The organism is Microbacterium aurantiacum (assembly GCF_002872075.1).
Lineage (GTDB): Bacteria > Actinomycetota > Actinomycetes > Actinomycetales > Microbacteriaceae > Microbacterium > Microbacterium aurantiacum_A.
The window spans coordinates 1-25,962 of the sequence record NZ_PGGU01000005.1 but is presented as its reverse complement, the minus strand read 5'-3'; the positions used below and the strand labels follow the sequence as shown (position 1 = coordinate 25,962).

General features: G+C 67.9%; 27 protein-coding genes. 4 read left to right on the top strand and 23 right to left on the bottom strand.

Going from position 1 to position 25,962, the window contains the following annotated elements:
- Positions 1-11: 11 nt before the first annotated feature.
- Positions 12-1,094: a 1-deoxy-D-xylulose-5-phosphate reductoisomerase gene (gene dxr / locus CUR96_RS03035; RefSeq protein WP_102191827.1), complete on the bottom strand. Its 1,083-nt coding sequence runs from the start codon at positions 1,092-1,094 to the stop codon at positions 12-14.
- 16 nt (positions 1,095-1,110) lie between these two features.
- Positions 1,111-2,061 carry an FKBP-type peptidyl-prolyl cis-trans isomerase gene (locus CUR96_RS03030; protein ID WP_102191826.1) on the bottom strand — a complete coding sequence of 317 codons (951 nt, stop codon included), beginning with the start codon at positions 2,059-2,061 and terminating at the stop codon, positions 1,111-1,113.
- A gap of 122 nt (positions 2,062-2,183) precedes the next feature.
- On the opposite strand from CUR96_RS03030, the gene CUR96_RS03025 reads away from it, so the two are divergent.
- Entirely contained in the window at positions 2,184-2,963 is a 780-nt protein-coding gene (locus tag CUR96_RS03025; RefSeq protein ID WP_180968923.1) for a lysophospholipid acyltransferase family protein, read from the top strand.
- 26 nt (positions 2,964-2,989) lie between these two features.
- Here the strand turns inward: CUR96_RS03025 and CUR96_RS03020 are convergent, their stop codons facing one another.
- Positions 2,990-3,484 carry an OsmC family protein gene (locus CUR96_RS03020; protein ID WP_102191825.1) on the bottom strand — a complete coding sequence of 165 codons (495 nt, stop codon included), beginning with the start codon at positions 3,482-3,484 and terminating at the stop codon, positions 2,990-2,992.
- A gap of 44 nt (positions 3,485-3,528) precedes the next feature.
- Between CUR96_RS03020 and CUR96_RS03015 the strand changes: the two genes are divergently transcribed.
- Positions 3,529-4,521 carry an asparaginase gene (locus CUR96_RS03015; protein WP_102191824.1) on the top strand — a complete coding sequence of 331 codons (993 nt, stop codon included), beginning with the start codon at positions 3,529-3,531 and terminating at the stop codon, positions 4,519-4,521.
- Here the strand turns inward: CUR96_RS03015 and CUR96_RS03010 are convergent, their stop codons facing one another.
- The 17 genes from CUR96_RS03010 to prmC all read right to left on the bottom strand — a co-directional run bounded on the left by CUR96_RS03010 (position 4,522) and on the right by prmC (position 21,288).
- Positions 4,522-7,296 (bottom strand): FtsK/SpoIIIE domain-containing protein, encoded by a 2,775-nt coding sequence (locus tag CUR96_RS03010; protein ID WP_180968922.1) that lies wholly within the window; start codon positions 7,294-7,296, stop codon positions 4,522-4,524.
- Between the two features lie 58 nt (positions 7,297-7,354).
- Complete coding sequence (locus CUR96_RS03005) at positions 7,355-8,161, bottom strand: PP2C family protein-serine/threonine phosphatase (protein WP_180968921.1); 807 nt, start codon at positions 8,159-8,161, stop codon at positions 7,355-7,357.
- 79 nt (positions 8,162-8,240) lie between these two features.
- Positions 8,241-9,224: an aldo/keto reductase gene (locus CUR96_RS03000; RefSeq protein WP_102191821.1), complete on the bottom strand. Its 984-nt coding sequence runs from the start codon at positions 9,222-9,224 to the stop codon at positions 8,241-8,243.
- Positions 9,225-9,327: 103 nt separating this feature from the next.
- Positions 9,328-10,035: a DUF5684 domain-containing protein gene (locus CUR96_RS02995; protein ID WP_245861065.1), complete on the bottom strand. Its 708-nt coding sequence runs from the start codon at positions 10,033-10,035 to the stop codon at positions 9,328-9,330.
- A gap of 190 nt (positions 10,036-10,225) precedes the next feature.
- Positions 10,226-10,981 (bottom strand): YaaA family protein, encoded by a 756-nt coding sequence (locus tag CUR96_RS02990; RefSeq protein ID WP_102191819.1) that lies wholly within the window; start codon positions 10,979-10,981, stop codon positions 10,226-10,228.
- 70 nt (positions 10,982-11,051) lie between these two features.
- Positions 11,052-11,312 carry a F0F1 ATP synthase subunit epsilon gene (locus CUR96_RS02985; RefSeq protein ID WP_102191818.1) on the bottom strand — a complete coding sequence of 87 codons (261 nt, stop codon included), beginning with the start codon at positions 11,310-11,312 and terminating at the stop codon, positions 11,052-11,054.
- Between the two features lie 2 nt (positions 11,313-11,314).
- Positions 11,315-12,769 carry a F0F1 ATP synthase subunit beta gene (gene atpD / locus CUR96_RS02980; protein WP_102191817.1) on the bottom strand — a complete coding sequence of 485 codons (1,455 nt, stop codon included), beginning with the start codon at positions 12,767-12,769 and terminating at the stop codon, positions 11,315-11,317.
- A gap of 22 nt (positions 12,770-12,791) precedes the next feature.
- A complete protein-coding gene (locus tag CUR96_RS02975) occupies positions 12,792-13,691 on the bottom strand; it encodes a F0F1 ATP synthase subunit gamma (RefSeq protein ID WP_102191816.1) in 900 nt (299 codons plus the stop codon).
- Positions 13,692-13,711: 20 nt separating this feature from the next.
- Positions 13,712-15,352 (bottom strand): F0F1 ATP synthase subunit alpha, encoded by a 1,641-nt coding sequence (gene atpA, locus CUR96_RS02970; RefSeq protein ID WP_102191815.1) that lies wholly within the window; start codon positions 15,350-15,352, stop codon positions 13,712-13,714.
- A 52-nt stretch (positions 15,353-15,404) separates the two neighbouring features.
- Positions 15,405-16,193, bottom strand: coding sequence for a F0F1 ATP synthase subunit delta (locus CUR96_RS02965; RefSeq protein ID WP_102191814.1), 789 nt, complete (start codon positions 16,191-16,193; stop codon positions 15,405-15,407).
- The gene (locus tag CUR96_RS02960; RefSeq protein WP_102191813.1) at positions 16,193-16,744 is read right to left on the bottom strand and encodes a F0F1 ATP synthase subunit B; all 552 of its coding nucleotides are present in this window, start codon (positions 16,742-16,744) and stop codon (positions 16,193-16,195) included. Before CUR96_RS02960 ends, CUR96_RS02965 begins: the two co-directional genes overlap by 1 nt.
- 27 nt (positions 16,745-16,771) lie before the next feature.
- Positions 16,772-17,008 carry an ATP synthase F0 subunit C gene (gene atpE / locus CUR96_RS02955; RefSeq protein WP_042541851.1) on the bottom strand — a complete coding sequence of 79 codons (237 nt, stop codon included), beginning with the start codon at positions 17,006-17,008 and terminating at the stop codon, positions 16,772-16,774.
- Between the two features lie 57 nt (positions 17,009-17,065).
- Entirely contained in the window at positions 17,066-17,851 is a 786-nt protein-coding gene (gene atpB, locus CUR96_RS02950; protein WP_245861064.1) for a F0F1 ATP synthase subunit A, read from the bottom strand.
- 132 nt (positions 17,852-17,983) lie between these two features.
- Positions 17,984-18,514 (bottom strand): hypothetical protein, encoded by a 531-nt coding sequence (locus tag CUR96_RS02945; RefSeq protein ID WP_102191811.1) that lies wholly within the window; start codon positions 18,512-18,514, stop codon positions 17,984-17,986.
- A complete protein-coding gene (locus CUR96_RS02940; RefSeq protein WP_102191810.1) occupies positions 18,514-19,683 on the bottom strand; it encodes an MraY family glycosyltransferase in 1,170 nt (389 codons plus the stop codon). Before CUR96_RS02940 ends, CUR96_RS02945 begins: the two co-directional genes overlap by 1 nt.
- Positions 19,680-20,378 carry an L-threonylcarbamoyladenylate synthase gene (locus tag CUR96_RS02935; RefSeq protein WP_102192235.1) on the bottom strand — a complete coding sequence of 233 codons (699 nt, stop codon included), beginning with the start codon at positions 20,376-20,378 and terminating at the stop codon, positions 19,680-19,682. The genes CUR96_RS02940 and CUR96_RS02935 overlap by 4 nt, the downstream gene beginning before the upstream one ends.
- A 49-nt stretch (positions 20,379-20,427) precedes the next feature.
- Positions 20,428-21,288, bottom strand: coding sequence for a peptide chain release factor N(5)-glutamine methyltransferase (gene prmC, locus CUR96_RS02930; protein WP_102191809.1), 861 nt, complete (start codon positions 21,286-21,288; stop codon positions 20,428-20,430).
- Between the two features lie 99 nt (positions 21,289-21,387).
- Between prmC and cysK the strand changes: the two genes are divergently transcribed.
- Together cysK and epsC are read left to right on the top strand one after the other, a co-directional pair.
- Complete coding sequence (gene cysK / locus CUR96_RS02925; protein WP_102191808.1) at positions 21,388-22,326, top strand: cysteine synthase A; 939 nt, start codon at positions 21,388-21,390, stop codon at positions 22,324-22,326.
- Positions 22,326-22,895 carry a serine O-acetyltransferase EpsC gene (epsC, locus tag CUR96_RS02920; RefSeq protein WP_102191807.1) on the top strand — a complete coding sequence of 190 codons (570 nt, stop codon included), beginning with the start codon at positions 22,326-22,328 and terminating at the stop codon, positions 22,893-22,895. Before cysK ends, epsC begins: the two co-directional genes overlap by 1 nt.
- 6 nt (positions 22,896-22,901) lie before the next feature.
- Here epsC and CUR96_RS02915 read toward each other — a convergent pair whose 3' ends face one another.
- The 3 genes from CUR96_RS02915 to rho all read right to left on the bottom strand — a co-directional run.
- Entirely contained in the window at positions 22,902-23,312 is a 411-nt protein-coding gene (locus CUR96_RS02915) for a phage holin family protein (RefSeq protein WP_102191806.1), read from the bottom strand.
- Between the two features lie 55 nt (positions 23,313-23,367).
- A complete protein-coding gene (prfA, locus tag CUR96_RS02910) occupies positions 23,368-24,441 on the bottom strand; it encodes a peptide chain release factor 1 (RefSeq protein ID WP_102191805.1) in 1,074 nt (357 codons plus the stop codon).
- Between the two features lie 6 nt (positions 24,442-24,447).
- Positions 24,448-25,962, bottom strand: a 1,515-nt coding sequence (gene rho / locus CUR96_RS02905) for a transcription termination factor Rho (protein WP_180968920.1), incomplete at its 5' end; no start/stop codon positions are given.

Here is a 25,962-nt window from a genome sequence, read left to right as displayed (position 1 = left end):
AACCGCGCGACTCAGGCGGCGGCGATCAGCTGGTCGGCCTTCCGGCGAGCCCAGATCTCGGCGTCGGCGAGCGACTCCACGGTCAGCTTGTCCGGCGGCTCGTGCGCATCGACGACGCGTGCGATGGTGTCGACGATTCCGAGGAACGGCAACCGTCCCTCGTGGAAGGCGTCCACCGCCTGCTCGTTGGCGGCGTTGTAGACGGCTGGGAACGTGGCGCCGGCACGACCGACGGCTTTGGCCAGCGCGACCGCGGGGAAGGCCCCGTCGTCCAGCGGCTCGAAGGTCCACGACGTCGCCTTGGTCCAGTCCAGCGGACGGCCCACTCCCCCGACGCGCTCGGGCCAGTCGAGTCCGAGCGAGATCGGGAGACGCATGTCGGGGGGTGACGCCTGGGCGATGGTCGAACCGTCGACGAACTCGACCATCGAGTGCACGATCGACTGCGGATGCACCACCACCGCGATGTCGTCGTAGGCGACGTCGAACAGCAGATGCGCCTCGATGACTTCGAGTCCCTTGTTGACCAGCGTCGCCGAGTTCGTCGTCACCATCCGGCCCATGTCCCAGGTCGGATGCGCCAGGGCTTCCGCGGGCGTCACGGCGGCCAGCTCCGCGCGGCTCCGACCTCGGAACGGACCCCCGGATGCCGTGACGACGAGCCGCCGCACCTCGTCGTGACGGCCGCTGCGCAGCGCCTGGGCGATGGCGGAGTGCTCCGAGTCGACCGGAACGATCTGCCCGGGTGCGGCTGCGGCGAGCACGAGCTCTCCACCGACGATCAACGATTCCTTGTTGGCGAGCGCGAGCGCGCGCCCCGCTTTCAGAGCCGCGAGCGTCGAGCCGAGGCCGATCGAGCCGGTGATCGCGTTGAGGACGACATCAGCCTCCACATCGCGCACCAGCTGCTCGGCCTCCGCCGCTCCGAGTGCGGTGTCCTCCACCTGGAACTGCGCGGCCTGGTCGCCGAGCATCTCGGCGTTGCTGCCGGCTGCGAGCCCGACGAGTTCGAATCGACGCGGATTCGCGCGGATGACTTCCAGCGCCTGAGTGCCGATGGAACCTGTGGACCCGAGGACGATGACGCGACGCATGTCGCCAGCCTATTGGCTACTGCGGGGCGGCAGTGGTGGCGAGGATGTCGACGACGAAGACGAGGCTCTCCTTCTCGAGCTCATGACCGGCGCTCGCGCCGTAACCGTCCTTCGGGGGCATTGTGACGATCACCTGCGAGCCGACCTTCTGGCCTTCGAGCGCCACGCGGAATCCGGTCACGACTCCCGATGTCTGGAACTGCGTGGGCGTCGCCTCGCGACTCCAGCTGGAGTCGAACTCCTTGCCGTCGGACCACTTCACACCGAGGTACTGCACGACCACGAGGTCACCGGCGCCGACGACGGGGCCGTCGCCTTCCTTGAGGAGGGCGACCTTCGTCTCGGCAGGCGCATCGCCATCCGGGATCGTGATCGTGGGTGCGCCGTCGTCGTCCAGCTTCACCTTCGGCATGCCCGGAGTGGGCTCCACCGGCTCGCCGGTCGCGACGGTCGGAAGCTCCTCGACGGCTTCTGCATAGACGACGATGTTGCTCGCGCCCTCGCCGAGCACGCTGCTGGGCAGTGCGAGGACGATCTGGGAACCGACGGGGTTGCACTCCAGCGCTGCGACGAAGAGCGAGGACTGGTTGGTGTCCATCAGGATCGGCAGCAGGCCGTCCTCGCCCCGTGCGGACGAGTCGAGGACCGTACCGCTCGCGGCGTCTACGATCTGGTAGCGGACCGAGACGAGGTCGCCGACGGTGACCTCGTCACCGTCTCCCTCACCGATGACGGTGCGCTCGACGTCGGCGAAGGGCGCGTCGGCGGGAACGGTGACCTTGGCGTCGGCGCCCTCACCGTCGACGACCACGGCATCCGAGGTGGCACCGGCCTTGGCGTCGAGTGCGCACGCGCTCTCCGGTTCCGGGGTCGTCGAGCTCTCCGGAGCGGGGCTGCCTGCGCAGCCGGCGAGCAGGAGGGTCGCTGCAGCGACGGTGGACAGGACGATGAGCGGACGCTTGCGCACAGTGGGACCTCGGGATCGCGGGCGGAAACCACCATCCTCCCGCATCCCCCTTTGCCCCCGCTGGGAGACGCGCGCGTTTCTGCATTCCCACACGGGCATGGATCCGGGAGTAACCTGCTCTGATGACCTCTGAGCAGTCCGTGGAGCCCGAGCACTCGGTCGAAGAGTCGGCGAAACCGCGGCACGCAGGGTTCACCTACGCGCTCGGTCGCAGTCTGATCAGCCCATTGGCCCGCCTTATCTACCGGCCGCGGGTCGAGGGTCGGGAGAACGTCCCGATGACGGGTCCGGTGATCTTCGCGAGCAACCACCTCTCGTTCATCGACTCCATCGCAATCCCGGTCGCCGCTCCCCGCCCCGTCCACTTCCTGGCCAAGTCGAGCTATTTCGAGGGCACCGGCATGAAGGGCGCGCTCAGCAAGACCTTCTTCGAATCGATCGGCGCCATTCCCGTGCGCCGTGGCGCGGGGCAGGCCGCCCTGGACGCTCTCGATCTGCAACGTCAGCTGCTCGAGGACGGCCTGGCCGTCGCCCTCTATCCCGAAGGCACACGCTCCACAGACGGTCGCCTGTACAAGGGACGTACCGGCGTGGCATTCCTCGCGCTGCAGACCGGCGCGCCCGTTGTTCCGGTCGGTCTCATCGGCACCGACAAGGTGATGCCCGTCGGTGCGAAGATGCCCTCGATGTCCGAGCGGATCACGGTGCGCTTCGGTCAGCCACTCGACCTGTCGCCCCATGGCCCGGCATCCAGCGGTAAGGCACGACGTCTCGCCACCGACCAGATCATGGCCGCGATCCATTCGCTGTCGGGTCAGGAGCTCGCCGGGGCGTACAACGAAGCACCGGCTCAGAGCACGATCGAGAAGATCAAGCAGGCGCTGCCCCACGAGCGCCGCTGAGCTTCGACGACTTCAACGACCAGTGGCTATCCCGCGGTGACGGTCGCCCGGTGGCGGACCGGGAAGTTCACCGAGTTGGCGATGAAGCACCACTCGTTGGCCTGGGCATGCGCGAGCTCAGCCGCCTCGATCATGGATGCGTCGGCGACCACGACCTCCGGATGCAGGGTGACCTCCACGAATGCCCCACCTCCGGCGCCGTTCTCGCGCATCACGCCGGTCGCCCGGTCGGTGTAGGACACCACGACGACCCCCGCCGTGACGCAGGCGTGCAGGTACGACAGCAGATGGCACTCCGAGAGCGAGGCCAGCAGCAGGTCTTCGGGGTTCCAGCGTGCGGTGTCGCCGCGGAACGGCTTGTCGGAAGACGCCAGAATTCCCGGCTTCCCCGCGACGTCGAGCGTCACATCGCGTCGATAGTCACGGTAGCCGGACGTGCCGGTGCCGGTGTTGCCCGTCCATGTCGCGACGAGTTCGTAGTGGTGCTCACCGAGGGGTCGAGAGATGCTCTGTTCTGCCATGGCAACAGTCTGCCAGCCGGGGCATTGGCTAGGGTTGGAGCGTGATGGAGACTCTGACCGTTCAGGATGCCGTGGAACTCGCCGTCGTCGAGCGGAGCGGGTTCATCGAGTCCCGACATGCCGGGGCCGCTGTCGTGCTCTCGACAGACGGTGATGTCGTCGCGCGGTACGGCAACGCCGAGGCCCTGGTGCTCCCCCGGTCGAGCATGAAGCCCATGCAGGCGGTTGCATGCATCACAGCCGGCGCCGCGCTCGAGGGCGAGCAGCTGGCCGTCTCCACTGCCAGCCATACCGGCACGAATCGCCACGCCGCCGTGGTGCGGGACATCCTCACCGCCGGCGGTCTCACCGAGGACGACCTCGGCTGCCCCACGGCATGGCCGAGCGACACCGCGACCCGCGACGAGATGGTGCGCGAGCACGGCACGCCGTCCCGCATCCGGATGAACTGCTCCGGCAAGCACGCGGCGATGCTGCGCGCCTGCGTCGCCACCGGGTGGCCGATCGAAGGCTACCTCGACCCGGCGCACCCGCTGCAGGCGCACATCCGAGAGGTCGTCGAGCGTCTCACCGGCGAGAAGGTCGCACACACGGCGATCGACGGATGCGGCGCCCCCGTGTACGCGCTCACCCTGACCGGCGTCGCACGTGCGATCCACCGCATCGGCAGTGCATCGGACCGCTCGCCGTTCGCCCTGCACCGCGTGGCCGGCTCGCTGGTCCGCGCTGTGCGCCAGCATCCGTGGACGATCGAGGGCCCCGAGCGCCCGGACACGATCGCGATCGAGACCCTCGGAGTCTTCGCGAAGGGCGGCGCTGAGGGCTTCATGGTGATGGTCGCCCCGAACGGCACGACTGTCGCCCTCAAGATGCTCGACGGCTCCGCCCGCGCCGCGACGCTGGTCGCGGCCACCCTCCTTGCGCGCGCGGGCGCCCTCAGCGACGACGACGTCACGAGGCTCTCCGCCGCCCTGCCGCTGGATGTGCTCGGCGGTGGCCTCCCGGTCGGAACCGTCCGCGCCGGCGCCGGGATCTGATCAGCCGCCCACTCCTCTGTTCGATGCGGTCGCCGGTAGGAGCGCAGGCACGATCACGCGCCGGGGCATCCTCGCGTCCCTGAGGGACCACGCTCGTCCGGCATGGGTGAGAGCGTACGGAGGCAGCTCGCGCACACCCGCGAGCTGCCGCAGCTCTGTAGGACATTCAGCGCGGACGAGCACCTCGCCCTCGGCCCGCACCCGCTGCCAGACCGTCCAGCAGCGCTGCCAGGCATCGGCATCGCCCACGACGATCAACGGCCTCGAAGCGCGCTGGACGTCGCTTGCCGCGGGAACGACGTCGCACCACGGGTACGCGTCGCGGAGGGCCGTGGCCACCGCATCGGCGCCGGAACTCACGACACCGGTGATCACGCTCTCCGGTTGCCAGGCGTCGCTTCCGCTGCGCCGGGACGGTCGTGACTCGGCGACCCCCTCCTGCTCGTCGATCCACGCGAACTGCACCTCACGATCCCCGATGCATGCACGGCCGGGTGCCCTGTCGCGGTCGTACCCCGCGGCCTCACCGCCCGCCGCCAGGTGCTCGACCCGGCTGGACATCTGCAGGAGCGCCCTCGACGGGAGCGCGTCGATGAGCCGTGCCACCAGCCCGCCGGCGCGCGCCGCGGTGAGCACGACTGTCGCGCCTGAACCGGCCCGAAGGATCTGCTCCCACCGCTGAGCCATCTGCTGCGCGTGATCCAGCGGTAGGCGGGCGAGCAGCCGATCGATGTCGTCGCAGAGCACCAGCGATCCGGGGGCTGGGTCTCGCTCAGCCAGCTCGGTGACGAGGTCCCATGCGCGCTCCGGGTCGCCGGGGATCCATAGGGCTTCCGGATGCTGGGCCGCGAGGGCTCGGATCGCCGCCGATTTCCCGGCCCCAGAGCCGCCGAGGATCGCGAGGCCGCGGTCGACGCCAGGTCGGAGCAGCTCCAGCGGCTGCGCCTGACGATCAGGGTCGTCGGCACGCCCGAGAACCAGGGCTCCCTGTCTCGCCGCCCCGTCGGAGGTCAGCTCCGCCAGGGGCAGCAGACGCGGGAGCGGCGGCAGCCAGGGACTCTGCGCTGTCGCCGCAGCGGACCATCGCATCCCGACGGCCCGTAGATCTGCCGCTCCGGTGAGCGCCACACGGAGCGCCACCGGATCCACATCCTGCGGGCGTCGGGAGAACGCGAGTCCGCGAGACCCCGGGCCACCGGGCAGCTCGGCCGCCGCATCTGTTCCGAGAACCAGTCTGCTGTCGGCCGGATCCCCGACGCGCAGGCTGAGGCGCAACGGGCAGTTCGCCGCGAGCGCCTCCCGGATCACCCCGGACGCGCGCTGAGTTCCCAGAATCAGATGCATGCCGAGAGCTCGCCCGCGCGCGGCCACATCGGTGAAGACGCTGCCGAGGTCGGAGTGCTCCTGCAGAAGAGCGGCGAACTCGTCGACGACGATCACGAGCCGTGGCATCGTGACCTCGCTGATGTCCCGGGCGCCGGCGGCGGCCAGTACGGCCTCGCGCCTGCGAAGCTCCGCCGTGAGACTGGACACGCCACGGCGCGCACCGGACTCGTCCAGATCGGTGATCACGGCGACGACCTGCGGCAGTTCTCGCAGCGGCTCGAACGCGGTACCGCCCTTGAAGTCGGCGAGCACGAACGACACCCGGTCGGGACCGTGACCTGCCGCGATCGCCGTCACCCAGCTGACCAGCAGTTCGCTCTTGCCGGTGCCGGTCGTCCCCGTCACGATCGCGTGAGGCCCGTCGTCGACGATGTCCAGCAGCACGTCTCCGCGTTCCCCGCGGCCGATCACGGCGGGGAGACCACTCGTGGAGTGCGGCTGATCGAGATCGTGCAGCGACACGGCGTCGGGCAGCACGTCGACTTCTTCGACTCGATCACTGCAGTCGCCGGCGACGACCTCGGTCTGAGCGAGCGAGAGGCATTCGACTGCGAGATCCTGCACCCCCCTGGTGGTGCGCAGCTGCGCGCGCTGGGGCTCGACGCAGTCGATCACCGTCGTCACCCCCTCCGGGACCTCGGCCTCCGGAGGGAGGAGCCAGAGCACCGCATCCGCTTCTGGCCTGGTGGCTCCGGAGCTCGCAACACCGACGCGGAGCGCACCTCGCCGTGCACCGCGCACATGCGGGAAACCGCCGAGACCACTCGAGTCCAGGTCGCCGGCGAGAGTGAGCTGCGCCGGGCTGAAGCGCAGACAGAGCTGCACCACGAGCGCTCGAGCGGCGGCTGCGACGATCGGTGCGGTGCCGCGCAGGCAGACGCCCCCGCCGAGCGGCACCGTTATCGGTGCATCGCTCAGTGCGCTGCTGCGCGCGAGGAACTCGCGCGCCCGGTCGCCCTCTCCCCCGGATGTGCGGATGCCGCTCGCGACGACACCGTGACCGAGCACGAGCTCCGTGTCCGCATCCGGCGCCTGCACCCCGCGCAGCGGCGGCTGCATGAGACAGGTCGCAGCGTCCGGATGACGATGTCGGAGCCGGATCCGTTCCTGGTTCTGCCTGTCGCGGAGATCCGTCTCAGCCCGCGCCCATGCCTGCGCCGACTCATCGTCCGAGAGTCGACGGTCACGTCGTCGGCTGCGTGCACCATCGAGCAGGGAAGCGACGAGCATCAGCGGCCCGAGAGCAGCGAAGCACAGCGCGAACAGTGATCCGGTGATCAACCAGAGAACGACTCCACCCGCGATCGGCACCACTGCGGCGAGGAGGGGGATCGGCGGACGCCGGGCCGGAGGGATCGCGGCCGGGAGTGCGATGGGCGGGGAATCCATACCCGCCATTCGACATCAACTGCGACGTCGAATCATCGTTGTCCCCAGCGATCGGCCGCTATTCGACCGTTTCCGTGTCTGTGGAGGAGGAGTCAGCGACGTCTTCGGTGGTCTGCACGACGATGACAGTCACGTTGTCACGTCCGCCGTTCTCCAAAGCCGCGACCAGCATCGCAGCCACTGCATCACCGGGGTCGGCGTTCTCCCGGAGGAAGTGCTGGATGCCGTAGTCCGTGAGTTCCTTGGTGAGTCCGTCCGAGCAGATCACGAAACGGTCTCCGGCGCGCACATCGATGCTGATGTAGTCGGGAGCCATCAGCTCGCTGGCCCCGACCGCACGGGTGATGACGTTGCTGTATGGATGACCTTCAGCCTCTTCAGGGCTGATCTTCCCTGCGGCGATGAGTTCCTGCACCACCGAGTGATCCGTCGTGATCTGGATCAGTCGATCGTCGCGGAGCAGGTAGACGCGGGAATCGCCGATGTTCAGGGACACCCAGTTCGGCAACTCGGTGTCGAGGTCGAGGAACACGCCGGTCAGTGTCGTCCCCGTGCCTTCGTCGGTCGTCTCCGGGTGGTCGGCGATGTCGCCCACCGCGAGCTCCAGGGCATGCTCGATCGCGGTTCGGCTGACCGGGCCGTCGGAGACCACCGTCTTCAGACGGCCGATCGCGCTCCGGCTGGCGATCTCGCCGCCGGCGTGGCCGCCCATGCCGTCGGCGACGATGAAGAGCGGGAACTCGGCGAGGAAGGCGTCCTGGTTCGAATCGCGACGACGCCCCTGATCGGTGACGCCTGCCCAGGAGAGCCGCATCTCATGGTCCGCGACCATGAGAGTGCGTGTCTGGGTTGTCGTCTCAGCCACGTGCATCCTCCGAAATCCCTGCGGTCGCTCGGAAGAACGCAGGATACTCACACATCGTAGTAGAACTCCGCATCCGCCCTCATACCCGCGCTCCCGGATCCTCGGGCAACGGGAAGAGCTCGTCGATGATCGCGAGATCCGCCTCGTCAGGACTCCATGCCGTGCCCGCTGCCGCGTTCGCCTCGATCTGGGCGGCCGACGTCGCCCCGGCGATCACACTGGACACAGCCGGCCGCGCCAGAAGCCAGCCGAACGCCGCCTGCAGCATGGTGATGTCTCGTTCGGCGCAGAAGACCCGGAACTCGTCGAGAGCATCCCAAGGCGCGTTCTCCCAGACGTGGCGGCGCGAGGACATGATCCGGCTCGATGCGGGTCCCCCATCGCGTGTGAACTTTCCGGTGAGGAGACCGTTGTGCAGCGGGAAGTACGGGAAGAAGCCGAGCCCGTACCGCTCCGCAGCCGGCAGAACCTCGCGCTCCGCCGCGCGGGCGAGCAGCGAGTAGTGGTTCTGCGCCGAGATGAAGCGGCCGGTCGAGCGCTCCCGGGAGGTGAACTCCGCCTCGGCGACCTGCCACCCGGTGAAGTTCGAGTGGCCGTAGTAGCGGATCTTCCCCTCTCTGACCAGCTCGTCGAGGGCGTCGATCGTCTCGGCGATCGGTGTCTCAGGATCGGGCAGGTGCAGCTGGTAGAGGTCGATCCAATCGGTGCGCAGACGACGCAAGGACTCCTCGACGGCACGGCGGACGTATCGGCGGGAGCCTCGTCCGGCCGGGAAGTCGTACCCCATGTCCCGCTCGTGACCGAACTTCGTGGCCAGAACGATGCGATCGCGGCGACCTTCCAGCGCCTCCCCCATCAGCGCCTCGCTCGTTCCCGCGACCGCGCCGTACATGTCGGCGGTGTCGAGCAGCGTGATGCCATTGGCGATCGCCGCGTCGATCACCTCCCGCGTACCCTCGAGCGTCTGGGTCGCGGTGCCCGCGCGCCCGAAGTTGTTGCAGCCGAGTCCCGTCGGCGAGACCAGAAGACCGGATGCGCCCACGCGGCGCTGCGACATCACCATGCCCTCCACGCTATCCCAGTCGTTCGCCCGGACGGCGCGACGGGCCGGTCCCCGCACGCGACAGAGCCCCCGACCGAGGTCGAGGGCTCTGTGTTCACAGCTGTCAGGCCGGGGGCGGTGTGGGGTTCGCCGGCGGCGTGGTGGGAGGTGCCGGCGGAGCAGCAGGCGGAGCCTGCGGTGTCGTCGGCGGAACCGGCGGGACGCTCGGAGCACCCGTCGCCGGAGCGGACGGCGCTGCAGGAGGCGTGTATCCCGGCTGTGCGGGAGCAGCGTAACCGGGCTGAGCCGGCGGTGCGTAGCCCGGCTGAGCCGGCGGTGCGTAGCCCTGAGGGGCAGCGCCGTATCCGGGCTGTGCGGGGCCTGCGACCGCGGACGGCTGAGTGGGAACGCCTTCCCAGACGGTGCGGTCGCCGAGGAACGCGTTGCCTGCCCACGGTGCGGGCGCGACGTTCGCGTTCCAGCGCGACTTGTCGAACGCGTTGATGCCGAGCCAGACGATGCTCAGGAAGATGTAGAGAACGACCCAGACCGCGTCCTTCTGCAGCTTGAGGCCGACCCGCCATGCGGCGAGCACGGAGAGGACCGCCAGCGCCAGGGAGAAGACGACGCCGATGCCGATCCAGCTGAGCAGGATCGCGCCGCCGACACCGTAGAGCACGAGCCAGGGGCTGAGGTCACCCAGCTTGAACATCACCATGGAGTTGTAGACCGGAACCCAGGCGCGCCATCCGCCCTGCACGCCGGCCTTCTGGAAGATCTTCATCAGGAACAGCGAGGTCAACACGTAACCGGCGATCGCAATGATGAACATCACGAAACCGTAGGCAATGATGAGGCCGTAATAGCCAGAACTGTCGTCGTACATGAGACTCACATTTCTTTGGGTCTCGGGAGACGTGTCTCGTCCCCCGCCACGAAGCGTGCGCTTCGCGTCACCACACTAGCGGTGACACTGTGGCCGGGCAATGACAAACACGGGCAGAAATCCCCATTCGGGCTCTTCAGCCGGCGACGACGAGCTCGAGCACCCTGTGGTCGTCGGTCGCTCGGAGCAGGATCCCGCGTCCCGACGTCCACGACAGCAGTGCCCGCAGCGAGCGCAACCGAGGACGATCTTCGGCCAGCGCACGCACGAGCTGCCCCTTCGCCGTCTTGTTGAAGTGGTTGAGCGCCCTCGATGTGCCCCCGTCGTCGGTGACGACGCGCACGTAGGCGGCCGGGACGGATGCCGGGATCGGTCCGAGGGCGACGTACGCCTCACTGCGCAGATCGAGCACGAATGCCGGCTGCTCATCAGCGAACGCCGCGGTGGTCGCCGCCGCCCAGTGCCGCCGCAGTGCGGCCACTCCCGGCAGTGACGTTCCCGCGGCGAGACGGTAAGACGGGATCGGGTCCAAGGCTCCGACCGGTCCGAACGGGGCGGAGTGGATCCAGACGTTCGCGCCGAGCCAGCGTCTGGAGGCGGTCGGCAGAGTGGCGGCATCCAGCGCATCGAAGAGCACGCCGGTGTACCGATCGACGGCCGGCATCGTCGGCGAGGAGAGCAGCGTCCGATTGTGCGCGATGTCGCCGAGCTGACGCTCGCTCAGCTTGAGCACCCTGCGGGAGGCAACTTCGTCCGCTGCCAGCTCGACAAGGGCGCCGGCGACCGCCGCGCGCTGATCGAGAAGGCCGGGCAGCGCCAGGGACCCCAGCTGGATGACCGGACCGGAGCCTCCGGACCGCTTGGTCTCCGACGGCGGCAGCAGGATCTTCATGCTCTTCCTCACAGGAGACGCCGAAGCGCAAGGACCCGATGGGTCCTTGCGCTTCGGAATCGATTCGTTGCTAGGCGATGAGCGCCGCGTTGCCGGCGACGATCGTCAGGTTGCTGCCCTCCATGGAGAGGAACCCATCCTGAGCGTTCGCCAGCACCTTGGTGCCGTCGGCCTGGGTGATCCGGACCTGGCCTTCGGCCAGGATGGCCAGCACCGGCTCGTGACCGGTCATGAAGCCGATCTCGCCCTCGACGGTCTTGGCGACCACGAGGCTCGCCTCTCCCGTCCAGACCTCCGCGTCCGCGGAGACGAGGCTGACATGCAGTGCCATGATCAGCCGTTCTCCTTCTGGATCTGAGCCCACTTCTCTTCAACGTCGCCGATGCCGCCGACGTTGAAGAAGGCCTGCTCGGCCACGTGGTCGAAGTCACCGCGGGTGATCGCGTCGAAGGACTCGATGGTCTCCTTCAGCGGAACCGTCGAACCCTCGACACCCGTGAACTTCTTGGCCATGTAGGTGTTCTGCGAGAGGAACTGCTGGATGCGACGTGCACGCGACACGACGATCTTGTCCTCTTCGGAGAGTTCGTCGACACCGAGGATGGCGATGATCTCCTGCAGTTCCTTGTTCTTCTGGAGGATCTGCTTGACCGTGGTGGCCACGCGGTAGTGGTCCTCGCCCAGGTAGCGGGGGTCCATGATCCGCGAGGTCGAGGTCAGCGGGTCGATCGCCGGGTAGAGACCCTTCGATGCGATCTCGCGCGAGAGCTCGGTGGTCGCGTCGAGGTGGGCGAAGGTGGTCGCCGGGGCAGGGTCGGTGTAGTCGTCGGCCGGCACGTAGATCGCCTGCAGCGAGGTGATCGAGTGACCGCGGGTCGAGGTGATGCGCTCCTGGAGGACACCCATCTCGTCGGCGAGGTTCGGCTGGTAACCCACGGCGGAGGGCATGCGGCCCAGCAGTGTGGAGACCTCGGAACCGGCCTGCGTGAAGCGGAAGATGTTGTCGATGAAGAGAAGCACATCCTGCTTCTGCACGTCGCGGAAGTACTCCGCCATCGTCAGAGCCGAGAGGGCGACGCGAAGACGCGTTCCCGGCGGCTCGTCCATCTGGCCGAACACGAGGGCGGTCTTGTCGAAGACGCCCGCCTCTTCCATCTCGTGGATGAGGTCGTTGCCCTCACGGGTGCGCTCTCCGACACCGGCGAACACCGACACACCACCGTGGTCCTGCGCGACGCGCTGGATCATCTCTTGGATGAGGACGGTCTTGCCGACACCGGCGCCGCCGAAGAGGCCGATCTTTCCACCCAGCACGTACGGGGTCAGGAGGTCGATCGACTTGATGCCGGTCTCGAACATCTGAGTCTTGGACTCGAGCTGGTCGAAGTTCGGCGCCTTGCGGTGGATCGGCCAGCGCTCGGTGACCTCGAGGACCTCGCCGGGCTCGCCGTTGAGGACCTCGCCGATCACGTTGAAGACCTTGCCCTTGGTGACGTCGCCGACGGGCACCGAGATGGCCTCGCCGGTGTCGCGCACCTCCTGGCCGCGGACGATGCCGTCGGTCGGCTTCAGGGCGATGGCGCGGACCAGGTCGTCACCGAGGTGCTGAGCGACCTCGAGCGTGATCTCGGTCGACTCCTCGCCGATCGTGATCGTGGTCTTCAGCGCGTTGTAGATTTCGGGGATCGAGTCGTGCGGGAACTCGATGTCGACAACCGGACCGTTGACGCGTGCGACGCGCCCGACGACCGCGGTCGCGGGCTTGTCAGCCGTAGCGGTGGGGGTCATTTCTCGTCTCTTTCCTGAGGTTCTATTTGCTCGATGAGAGGGCGTCGGCGCCGCCGACGATCTCCGCGATCTGCTGCGTGATCTCAGCCTGACGCGCGTTGTTGCGCAGGCGTGTGTAGTCGGTGATGAGCTTGTCGGCGTTGTCGCTGGCGGACTTCATCGCCTTCTGCGTCGCGGCCTGCTTGGCGGCGGACGACTGCAGAAGGGCGTTGAAGACGCGGCTCTGGATGTACACCGGCAGGATCGCGTCCAGCACGGTCTCGGCATCCGGCTCGAACTCGTACAGCGGGTAGACGGTGCTGCCCGCCTCCGAGTCGTCGGCCTCCGTGATCTCCAGCGGCAGCAGGCGCACGGACTCCGGCGACTGCGTCATCATGCTGACGAAGCGGTTGTACACGAGGTGGATCTCGTCGACCCCGCCGCCGTCCCCACCGCGGGAGAAGGCGTCGAGCAGCGTGTGCGCGATCTCCTCCGCCGTGTGGAAAGAGGGGGTGTCGGTGTCGCCGGTCCACTGCGCGGCAGCGGCGATGCGCCGGAACTGGAAGTATCCGACCGCCTTGCGTCCGATGAGGTAGAACACCGGCTCCTTGCCCTGCTCGCGCAGGAGCTCGGCGACCTCGAGACCCTCACGGAGGATCTGCGAGTTGAAGGCACCGGCCAGACCGCGGTCCGAGGAGAAGATGACCACCGCCGAGCGGCTGATGTTCTCCGGCTCGCGGGTGAGCGGGTGATCCACGTTCGAGTGGGTCGCGACGGCTGAGACGGCCCTCGTCACGGCTCGCGCGAAGGGAGTGGACGCCTTGACGCGTGCCATCGCCTTCTGGATGCGCGAAGCCGCGATGAGTTCCATCGCCTTCGTGATCTTCTTGGTCGTCTGGGCAGAAGAGATCTTCTGCTTGTAGACCCTGAGTTGAGCGCCCATGTTCTCAGTACCTCACGCGATTACGCGCGACGACCCTTGACGATCTTCTCCTGGTTGACGTCCTCCGCCTCAGCAGCCGCGTGCTCCTCGTGGCCCGGGGCGCCGATGGCGTGTCCCTTGCCGCCCTGGAACTCCAGGATGAAGGCATCCGTCTGCTTCGTGAGCTCGGCGATGGTGTCATCATCGAGGACGTTGGTCTCACGCAGCGTCTCGAGCACCTTGCTGTTGCGACGCAGGTGGTCGAGCAGCTCGCGCTCGAAGCGCAGGACGTCTTCGACCTCGATCGTGTCGAGCTTGCCGTTGGTTCCGGCCCAGATCGAGACGACCTGCTCCTCGACGGGGTACGGCGAGTACTGCGGCTGCTTGAGCAGCTCGGTCAGTCGTGCACCGCGCGACAGCTGGCGACGAGAGGCCGCGTCGAGGTCGGATGCGAACATCGCGAAGGCCTCGAGCGAGCGGTACTGCGCCAGCTCCAGCTTCAGCGTTCCGGAGACCTTCTTGATCGACTTGACCTGGGCGTCACCACCGACTCGCGAGACCGAGATGCCGACGTCGACCGCGGGACGCTGGTTGGCGTTGAAGAGGTCGGACTGCAGGAAGATCTGGCCGTCGGTGATCGAGATCACGTTGGTCGGGATGTATGCCGAGACGTCGTTCGCCTTGGTCTCGATGATCGGGAGACCCGTCATCGAGCCCGCACCGAGTTCGTCGGACAGCTTCGCGCAACGCTCCAGCAGACGGGAGTGCAGGTAGAAGACGTCACCCGGGTAGGCCTCACGGCCCGGCGGACGACGCAGGAGCAGCGAGACGGCACGGTAGGCCTCGGCCTGCTTCGACAGGTCGTCGAAGATGATGAGGACGTGCTTGCCGCCGTACATCCAGTGCTGGCCGATCGCCGAACCCGTGTAGGGGGCGAGGTACTTGAAGCCGGCGGGGTCGGATGCCGGAGCAGCCACGATCGTGGTGTACTCCAGGGCGCCGGCCTCTTCGAGCGCACCCTTCACCGAAGCGATGGTGGAGCCCTTCTGGCCGATGGCGACGTAGATGCAGCGGACCTGCTTGTTGACGTCGCCCGACGCCCAGTTGTCCTTCTGGTTGATGATCGTGTCGATCGCGATGGCCGTCTTGCCGGTCTGGCGGTCGCCGATGATCAGCTGACGCTGACCGCGGCCGACGGGGATCATCGCGTCGATCGCCTTGATGCCGGTCTGCATCGGCTCGTGCACCGACTTGCGCTGCATGACGCCGGGGGCCTGGAGCTCGAGTGCGCGGACGCCCTCGGTCTCGATGGCGCCGAGTCCGTCGATCGGGTTGCCGAGCGGGTCGACGACGCGGCCGAGGTAGCCGTCGCCGACGGGGACCGAGAGGACCTCGCCGGTGCGGGTGACCTTCTGGCCGGCCTCGACACCCTGGAAGTCGCCGAGGACGACGACGCCGATCTGGTGCTCGTCGAGGCTCAGCGCGAGGCCCTTGGTGCCGTCGCCGAAGGTGACGAGCTCGTTCGCCATCACACCGGGCAGTCCTTCGACGTGCGCGATGCCGTCTGCGGCGTCGATGACGGTGCCGACCTCGGTCGCCGCGGCCCCGGAGGGCTCGTACGCAGCGGCGAAGTCCTTCAGCGCGTCACGGATGACGTCGGGGCTGATCGATAGTTCTGCCATTGTCTTCCCTTTGTATTAGAGAGTCTGCGCGGTTCCCCGCGCGAAAATCGTGTTAGCCCGCGAGCTTCTGGCGAAGATCGGCGAGACGTGCGGCGATGCTGCCGTCGATGACGTCATCGGCGATCTGCACGCGCAGGCCTCCGACGACGGTCGGGTCGATGACGATGTTGAGCGACACCCGGCCGTCGTAGCGACGCGAGAGCGCGTCGCTCAGACGGGTCTGCTGGGCTGCGCTGAGCGCCTTCGCGCTGTGCACCGTGGCCACGACGCGGCCGCGCTGGTTGGAGACGATGTTCATCGCCCGGCTCAGCAGCTGGCGCACGCGGCGCCCACGGGGCTGGCGGACCAGCGACGAGACGATCAGCGTCGCGGGGGCGCTGGCGCCACTCGCGAGCAGTCGATCGACGAGGGCGCCCTTGGCGTCCTCTCCCCCGAGCCGTCCGCCGAGCGCGAGCTCGAGCTCGGCGTTCGCCGCGATCACGCGGGTGAAGGCGAACAACTCGCCCTCGATGTCCGCGTTCTCGTCGGCGATCGCCGCTGCCCGGATCGCGAGCTCCTCGATGCCGTCGATGAGCTGGTCGGCGTTCGACCAGCGCTCCGCCACGGCCACCTTGAGGACGTCCCTGGTGTTCGCAGAGAACCCGCCGAACACCGCTGCGACGACATTCTGTCGCGCCTCGACCGGAGCCGAGGGGTCGGCGAGCGCGCCGCTCAGGTGGGACGACTCGCCCACGGCACGTGCGGCGGCGAAGAACTCCCGCGCGGTGTCGAGCGTGACGCCGGACGCTGCGGCAAGCGCCTGAACGGATGCCGCGAGTGCCTGAGTGGTCGCGCTGCCCATTACTGAGCCGCCTTCTCGGATGCTTCGAGGTCGGCGAGGAACCGGTCGACGACGGCCGTGGCACGTGCGTCGTCGGAGAGAGTCTCCCCGACCACGCCACCGGCGAGGTCGATCGCGAGCGTGCCCACCTCGGAGCGGAGCGAGACGAGAGCGGCCTGGCGCTCGGCCTCGATCTGCGTGTGTGCGGTCGCGGTGATGCGAGCGGCTTCGCTCGACGCCGCATCCTTGGCCTCGGTGACGATCTTCTTGCCGTCCTCACGGGCGGCCTCACGGATCTCACCGGCCTCGGTGCGCGCCTCAGCGAGCTGACGCGTGTACTCCTCGAGTGCCGCCTCCGCCTGCTTCTGCGCCTCGTCGGCCTTGGCGATGTTTCCCTCGATGGCGGCGGACCGCTCATCGAGCATCGCTGTCAGCTTGGGAAGGGCGACCTTCCACACGACGACGAGGATGACGAGGAACCACAGGCCCGACCAGATGATGTCGTACCACGCGGGGATGAGCGGATTCGGTGTCTCTTCCGCCGCGAGTGTCGTGACAAGAGCGTTCAGCATCCTGTCTCCTTCAGAAGTCGGTGCGGATTACGGGAAGGGGATGAATCCGACGGCGATGCCGACGAATGCAAGCGCCTCGGTGAAGGCGATACCGATCCACATGAGGACCTGAAGGCGACCGGCCAGCTCGGGCTGACGGGCGACGCCCTCGATGGTCTTGCCGACGACGATGCCCACACCGATGGCCGGACCGATCGCTGCGAGGCCGTAGCCGACAGATGCGAGGTGACCGTTGATGTCTGCGAGAACCGTAGTTGCGTCCACGGGTTTTTCCTTTCGTTGGGTGGGTGGCCTGGGCCGACCCGCTCAGTGTCTAGTGGCTTAGTGTTCTTCTGCGACCGCGAGCTGGATGTAGACCGCGGTGAGGACGGTGAAGACGTACGCCTGGAGGACGGCGACCAGAATCTCGAAGAGAGTGAAGGCGCCGCCAAAGGCGAGGGTTCCGACACCGAGTGCGGCCCAGCCGCCACCTGCGGTGAAGAAGAAGAACTGGGTTGCTGCGAAGCACAGCACCAGGAGCATGTGGCCGACGACCATGTTCATCAGCAGTCGGAGCATCAGCGTGACCGGACGGATGATGAAGGTCGAGAGGAACTCGATCGGTGTCACGATGATGTACACCGGCCACGGCACACCCGCCGGGAACAGCGCGTTCTTGAAGAAGCCACCGGGGCTCTTCTTGATGCCCGCGTAGATGAAAGTGAAGTAGCTCACGAGCGCGAGCGTCAGCGGAACGGCCGCGATGCTGGTTCCGGCGATGTTCAGGAACGGGATGATGCCGGTGATGTTCATGAACAGCACCATGAAGAAGATCGTGGTGAGGATCGGGAGGAAGCGGTCGCCGTCCTTGCGACCGAGCAGGTCGTGGGCGATGTTGCCGCGGACGAAGCCCAGGCCCATCTCGACGAGGCTCTGGAAGCGTCCGGGCACGACGCGCATGTTGCGAGTGCCGAGCCAGAGGATCAGGACGACCACGATCACCGAGAGGAGCTGCACCAGATGAATGCGGTGCACAGGGATGCCCGCGACATCGAAAAGGATCTCCGGGAAGAATTCATTGATCGACGGGCCGTGGAACTCGCCGTCAGAGGCAAGTCGTGGGGTCAAGGTCGCAGCAAGATTAAACAGCGCGGGCTCCAGCTTCGGGGCACCGGTCAGAACCGGGGCGACGATGGTCGGTGTGCTTCACAGCGCAAGCGCTCGCAGGAGAGCGGCGGGCACGGTTCAACCCTATCAGAATCACGGAGTCTGCGAAGACGCCGGGCCCCCCTCGGACGGCTCCTCCGGGGCGCGGTTCGCGGCTCCTGGCGCGCGATCCTCTGGCACTTCGGTGGGCAGCGAGATGTCACTCACGTTCGGCAGCCGCATCCTCGTCAGGACGAGGACATCGATCACGAGCGACATCATCACACCGGCGACGATGGAGAGGAAGAACGTCATCGGGTGGATCCACGGCGCGCCGCTGAGCATGATCATCACCACGATGAAGACGCCGAGTTTCAGCAGCCATCCGCCGAGCACGATCGCGAAGAACAGCTGCACGTAGATCGGGTCCCCGTACCAGCGGTTCGCGACGAGGATGCTGATCGCCGTGATCGCGAGGAACAGCGCGGCCAGGAGCACGCCGAGCAGACCGCTCACCAGACCCGAGCCCTGCGCGAAGGCGAAGCCCAGGACGCCGGCGACGACGGCGAGCACCGCGGTCGCCACTGCGGACCAGATCAGGGTGCGGCGCAGGATCGGCGTGCTGGATACGGGATTCGGGCTCATCAGGACTCCAGGGGTGACGGGTCGGGCTCGGCGATCGCCGCGGGCTTCGCGCGGGGCGTGGGCATCAGGGTGATCACGAGGCAGGCGCCGATGCCCACCACGCCGAAGGCGACGCCGGGCAGGTACTGCCCCGGCCAGTCCTCGCGTGCGCCGACGTACATCAGCAGCACGGCGAGCGAGATCACTGCGGCCCAGGCGTAGAAGATGAGCACGGCGTCGCGGTCGCGGTGCCCCAGATCGAGCATCCGGTGGTGCAGGTGCTTCCGGTCCGGCGAGAAGGGCGACTTCCCGGCGCTCATGCGTCGGAGCACGGCGAGCCCGAAATCGAGCAGCGGCAGCAGCACGACGAGCACCGGCAGCAGAATCGGGATGAAGGCACCGAGCAGCTGCGATCGTCCGAGCTGCTCCGGGTCGAGCGCTGAGGGATCCAGCTGACCGGTGAGCGCGATGGCGGACGTGGCCATCAGCAGCCCGAGCACGAGCGCCCCGGAGTCTCCCATGAAGAGTTTGGCGGGACTCCAGTTCAACGGCAGGAAGCCGAGGCACGCGCCGATCAGGACCGCGGCGAGGAAGGAGGCCAGGTTGAAGTAGCTGGATGCTCCGGTGTCCCTGGTCAGGATGTAGGAGTAGGCGAAGAACACGCCGTTCGAGATGAGGCAGACGCCGGCGACGAGGCCGTCGAGGCCGTCGATGAAGTTCACGGCGTTCATGACGATGACGATCGCGAACATCGTCATCGTGATGCTGAACCAGCTCGAGAAGACGATGATGTCGCCGAACGGCAGCGAGAGGATCTGCAGTCCGCCGCCGACGGTGATGACTCCGGCGGCGAGGAACTGCGCGCCCAGCTTGATCATCCAGTCGAGATCCCAGAGATCGTCGATCACGCCGATCACGGCGATCAGCAGCGAGGCGCCGAGGATCGCCCACATGGTCTGCGGTCGCACCCACATCGTGGCGAAGAACGGGTTGGCCGCCGAGAAGCCGATCGCCGCTGCGATGCCGAGGAAGATCGCGACGCCGCCGAGTCGCGGGGTCGGCGTGGTGTGCACGTCGCGCTCACGGATGCCGGGGTAGAGCTTGAACCGCAGGCTCAGCCGCCAGACCGCCCAGGTCAGCGCGAATGTGATCGCGGCGGTCAGGATGATCGTGAAGAGGTACTGCTTCACGAATCCTCGTCCGACGACGCGATCGGCTCCAACACATCGCCGAGCACCTCGCTCAGCTGCTCACGCGTGATCACGCCGTCGCGGAGGATCCGCACCCGTGCGGGTTCGTCATCGGCACCCCGGCGCACGAGGGATGTCGCGTCGACGATGGTCGAAGCGATCCCGTTCTTGCTCAGGCCGTCGGCGAGGTACACGGCGACGCTGTCTCCCAGCATCCGCTCGGCGTCGTATGCGGAGATCGCCGCATCCTTGCCCGTGAGGTTCGCGCTGGAGACGGCCATCGGCCCCGTCTCGGCAAGCAGCTCCAAGGCCACCTGTCCCTCGGGCATGCGGACCGCGACGGTGCCGAGGGTCTCCCCCAGGTCCCATGCCAGCGAGGCCTGAGCCGGCAGCACGATCGTCAGGCCGCCGGGCCAGAACGCGTCGACGAGCTTCTGCACCGCCTCGGGGACCTCTTCGACCAGGGCGTTCAGGGTCTCCTTGGTGCCGATCAGCACCGGCGGCGGCGCGTCGCGGCCGCGGCCCTTCGCATCGAGGAGCCGCTGCACGGCGGCCGGCGAGAAGGCGTCTGCGGCGACGCCGTACACGGTGTCGGTGGGCATCACGATGAGTTCGCCGCGACCGATCGCCTGGCGCGCATGGCGCATGCCGGTGAGCAGCTGCGCCGCATCGGTGCAGTCGAAGATAGGAGACATGACCATTCGATTCTAGTCGGGGGTTCCTGGATGAGAAGGTCGCCCGGGCTCAGGGACACACGGCGGTCGTGGCCCGGTCGCGCTGGGTCAGGTCGCGGTGCGTGGCAGCGGCTCGCCACCCGTCCGTGGTGAGGATGTCGCGGATGGCCTCTCCCTGCAGCTCCCCGTGCTCGATGACGAGGAGACCACCGGGCATCAGCAACTGCCGGGCGCGGGTGCTGAGCACGCGCACGATGTCCAGTCCGTCCTCCCCGCCGTACAACGCCAGAGCGGGATCGAACAGGCGCACCTCCGGGTCGCGTGGCACAGCGGCGTCCGGGACGTAGGGCGGGTTGGAGATGACGACCGTCACGGTGCCTTCGAGTTCGGCGAAGGCGTCGGCGAGGTCCGCGTGCACCAGCGTCAGGTTGCCCACCCCGGCGGCGTTGCGCGCTGCCCAGGCGTGGGCATCCGCCGAGACCTCGGCGGCGAAGATCCTGGCGTGCGGCACCTCGGTGGCCATCGCCAGGGCGATCGCCCCGCTGCCGGTGCCGAGATCGACGCCGATCGGCGCGGGCTCCGGTGCGTTCTGCAGCGCGTCGATGGCGTACTGGACCACGATCTCGGTCTCGGGACGCGGCACGAACACCCCCGGCCCGACCGCGAGTTCCAGATGCCGGAACGGAGCGGTGCCGGTGAGGTGCTGCAGGGGCTCGCGCCGCGCGCGCCTCGACACGAGAGCGTCGAGCGCCGCAGCATCCGCCTCATCCATCCCGTCGCCGCGGATGATCGCCGCCTGCACCTCCCCTCGGCGCTTGTGCAGCACGTGCGCGACCAGCAGCTCCGTGTCGACAAGCGGATCCGGCACGCCCGCTTCGGCGAGGCGCTGCGCCGCAGCCCGGACGAGGACGGTGAGAGAGGATTCGGGCATGCGTTCCAGCGTAGAGCGCAATTCGCCGTCACATTGGCCGTCGGGCAGGTGCCCTCACTTAGGCTGGTGCCGCAGCGTCCCGTCTAGGAAAGGCCCTTCATGCCCGGCATCCACGCAGACATCACCACCGCGTTCGGAAACACTCCCCTAGTCCGCCTGAATCGCGTGACCGAGGGTCTGGGTGCGACGGTGCTGGCCAAGCTCGAGTTCTTCAACCCCGGCTCGAGCGTGAAGGACCGTCTCGGTATCGCGATCATCAACGCCGCCGAAGAGGCCGGCACACTCGCCCCCGGCGGGACGATCATCGAAGCCACCAGCGGCAACACCGGCATCGCGCTCTCGCTCGTCGGCGCGGCCCGCGGCTACACAGTGATCCTCACGATGCCCGCATCGATGTCGAAGGAGCGCCGCGTCCTGCTGAAGGCGTTCGGCGCGCAGCTCGTGCTCACCGACCCGACACTGGGGATGAAGGGCGCGATCGCCGAAGCCGAGCGGATCGCCGCCGAGACGCCCGGGGCCATCCTCGCGCGCCAGTTCGAGAACCAGGCGAATGCAGAGATCCACCGCCGCACCACGGCCGAGGAGATCTGGCGCGACACCGAAGGCGACGTCGACATCTTCGTGGCCGGCATCGGCACCGGCGGCACCATCACCGGCGTCGGCCAGGTGCTCAAGCAGCGCAACCCGAACGTCCAGGTGATCGCGGTCGAGCCGACCGCGTCTCCGCTGCTCTCGCAGGGCACGCCCGGCCCCGCCAAGATCCAGGGCATCGGCCCGAACTTCGTCCCCCCGATCCTCGACACGACCGTGTACGACGAGGTCGTCACGGTCGAGTTCGAGGATGCGATCTCCACCGCACGCGACCTCGCGGCGAAGGAGGGGCTGCTGGTGGGCATCTCCAGCGGTGCAGCCGCCTGGGCGGCACTCTCCGTCGCCGCACGCCCTGAGAACGCCGGAAAGAAGATCGTCGTGATCATCCCCGACACGGGCGAGCGCTACCTCTCCACCGCGCTGTTCGAGGACATCCGCGAAGACTGATGAGCATCGTCTCGCGAATGCGCGAGGATCTCGCGGCCGCCAAGCTGCGGGATCCCGCGACTCGATCGAGCCTGGAGATCGCCCTGTTGTATCCCGGACTCCATGCGGCCTGGGCTCACCGCGCCTGGCACTGGCTGTGGACGCACCGGGCGCGCTTCGTCGCCCGGCTGGGCTCGCAGCTCACACGATGGCTGACCGGCATCGAGATCCATCCGGGCGCACAGATCGGCCGGCGCTTCTTCATCGACCACGGCATGGGCGTCGTGATCGGTGAGACGGCTGAGATCGGCGACGACGTGATGCTGTATCACGGTGTCACCCTGGGCGGTCGCACGCGGGACTCCGGAAAAAGGCATCCCACGATCGGCGACGGCGTCGCGGTCGGCGCCGGTGCGAAGATCCTCGGCCCTGTGACGATAGGCGCCGGCTCCGTGGTCGGCGCGAACGCGGTCGTGACGAAGGATGCACCGGCGGACAGCATCCTCGTCGGCGTCCCCGCCAAACCGCGTCAGCGCACCGTCGGCGAGGACACCCGCGCGCTGCTCACCGCGCCGGACTACTCGATCTGAACCGGCTCAGCGCGAGCGCCTGCCGCGCTCCGCAGCCGGGTCCTTCTTGAGGAAGATCATCGGCAGCAGGATCGTGCCGAGCGCGGTGACCAGCCAGACGATGACGGCGCCGAGGATCCAGCCGGCCGCGCCGACGATGCGCAGACCGCCGATCGGCAGCAGGACGACGATGACCAGGGCGATCAGCGTCGAGAAGATGCCGATCCCGCCGAGCAGCACCGGCGCGTAGCGGTCGGCGAGCCTGCTGATCCACGGTGAGAGGATGCTCTGCAGGATCGCGAAGATCACGATGCAGATGGCGAAGCCCCACCACTTCGACCAGTCGATCCGGAAGCCCTCGAGCACCAGGTCGGCGACGATGAGGCCGAGGCCGGCCGACGCGAGGTAGATGAGCGTGCGGAACAGGAGCGTGATCACGCGCTGAGCATATCGCCCGGCACGACCGCTCCCGAGGGAGACGCGCGGTCCGGCTTCAGGAGCCGACAGCGGCGAGTCGAGCCTCTTCGTCGGCCTGGATCGCGCTCTCGACGATCGGGCCGAGTGCGCCGTCCATCACCTGGTCGAGGTTGTACGCCTTGAAGCCGGTGCGGTGGTCGGCGATGCGGTTCTCCGGGAAGTTGTACGTGCGGATGCGCTCGGAGCGGTCCATCGTGCGGATCTGCGACTTGCGCGCGTCGGATGCGACGGCATCCCGCTCCTCCTGCTGGCGAGCGAGCAGGCGGGCGCGCAGCACGCGCATGCCGGCCTCGCGGTTCTGCAGCTGCGACTTCTCGTTCTGCATCGACACCACGATGCCCGTCGGCAGATGCGTGATGCGCACCGCCGAGTCCGTGGTGTTCACGGACTGACCGCCGGGTCCGGACGAGCGGAAGACGTCGATCTTGAGATCGTTCTGGCTGATCTCGACCTCGTCGGGCTCATCGACCTCGGGGAATACCAGCACGCCCGTCGTCGAGGTGTGGATGCGCCCCTGCGACTCGGTCGCCGGCACGCGCTGCACACGATGCACGCCGCCCTCGTATTTGAGGTGCGCCCAGACGCCCTGAGCGGGATCGGTCGAGGACCCCTTGATGGCGATCTGGACGTCCTTGTAGCCGCCGAGGTCGGATTCGTTGCGCTCCAGCAGCTCGGTCTTCCAGCCCTTGGATGCCGCGTACTGGATGTACATCCGCAGCAGATCGGCGGCGAACAGCGCCGACTCGGCACCGCCCTCCCCCGCCTTGATCTCCATGATCACGTCGCGGGCGTCATCCGGGTCGCGGGGAATGAGCAGCCGCCGCAGACGCTCCTGAGCGGCCTGGAGACCGGCCTCGAGAGACGGCACCTCTTCGGCGAACGCCTCATCCTCCTTCGCGAACTCCCGTGCGGCATCCAGATCGTCGGATGCGGCACGCCACGCGTCGTAGGCAGCGACGATCCGGCTCAGCTCGGCGTACCGGCGGTTGACCCGCTTGGCTCGCGCGGCATCGGCGTGCACCGCCGGGTCGGAGAGTTCCTCCTGCACCCGGCGGTGCTCGTCGATGAGAGTCTGGACGGACTCGAACACGTCAGCTCAGCGGATGTTGTTGTCGTGGCCGTGGCCGCCCGCGGGCAGCGTGGGGATCGACTTCTGCATCTGGATCAGGAACTCCACGTTGGAGTGCGTCTCCTTCAGCTTTCCGAGCACGACCTCGAGAGCCTGCTGCTGGTCGAGGCCGGCGAGGGCGCGACGCAGCTTCCACGTGATCTTCACCTCGTCGGCGGAGAGCAGCATCTCCTCACGGCGGGTGCTGGACGCGTTCACGTCGACCGCCGGGAAGATCCGCTTGTCGGCCAGCGAGCGCGACAGGCGCAGTTCGCTGTTGCCGGTGCCCTTGAACTCCTCGAAGATGACCTCGTCCATCTTGGAGCCAGTCTCGACGAGCGCGGTGGCGATGATCGTGAGCGATCCGCCGTTCTCGATGTTGCGTGCGGCGCCGAAGAAGCGCTTCGGCGGGTACAGCGCCGAAGCGTCGACACCGCCGGTGAGCACGCGGCCCGACGCAGGAGCTGCCAGGTTGTATGCGCGACCGAGTCGCGTGATCGAGTCGAGCAGCACGACGACGTCGCGTCCCAGCTCGACGAGGCGCTTCGCGCGCTCGATCGCCAGCTCGGCGACCGTCGTGTGGTCTTCGGCCGGGCGGTCGAACGTCGAGGCGATGACCTCGCCCTTCACCGTGCGCTCCATGTCGGTGACCTCTTCGGGGCGCTCGTCGACGAGCACGACCATGAGGTGGACCTCGGGGTTGTTCTGCGCGATCGCGTTGGCGATCTGCTGCAGCACGATCGTCTTGCCGGCCTTGGGCGGCGCGACGATGAGACCGCGCTGACCCTTTCCGATCGGCGCGACGAGGTCGATGATGCGCTGCGTGAGCTTCTCGGGCGCCGTCTCCAGGCGCAGACGCTCCTGCGGGTACAGCGGGGTGAGCTTGCCGAACTCGACGCGAGTCGCGGCGTCGTCGACCGACAGGCCGTTGATGGAGTCGACCTTGACCAGCGCGTTGTACTTCTGGCGGCCCGGCTGCTCGCCCTCGCGGGGCTGCTTGATGGAGCCGACGATCGCATCGCCCTTGCGCAGGTTGTACTTCTTGACCTGACCGAGCGAGACGTAGACGTCGCTGGGGCCGGCGAGGTAGCCCGTGGTGCGGACGAACGCGTAGTTGTCGAGCACGTCGAGGATGCCGGCGATCGGGATGAGGACGTCGTCCTCGCCGATCTCGGTGTCGAACTCGTCGGTGGGCTCGCCGCCGCGGCGCTTGTTGCGCTGACGGTTGCGGCTGTTCGCGGACTGTTCGCTCTCGGCGGGTGCGGCCTGCTGCTGCGGCTCCGGAGCGGTTCCGTTCTGACCGCGTCCGCGGTTGCGGCTGCGGTTACGACCACGGCCACGGCCGTTCTGCTCGTCGCCGTCCGCGTTCTCGGAGGAGGCGTCGCCGTTCGCCGGTGCGTTCTCGGCCGGTGCGGGCGCCGGCTGCTCGGCGGCAGGCGCCTCGGCAGCGGCATCCTGAGCCGGCTTCGCGGCGCGGCGTCCGCGGCCGGTGGTCTTGGGGGC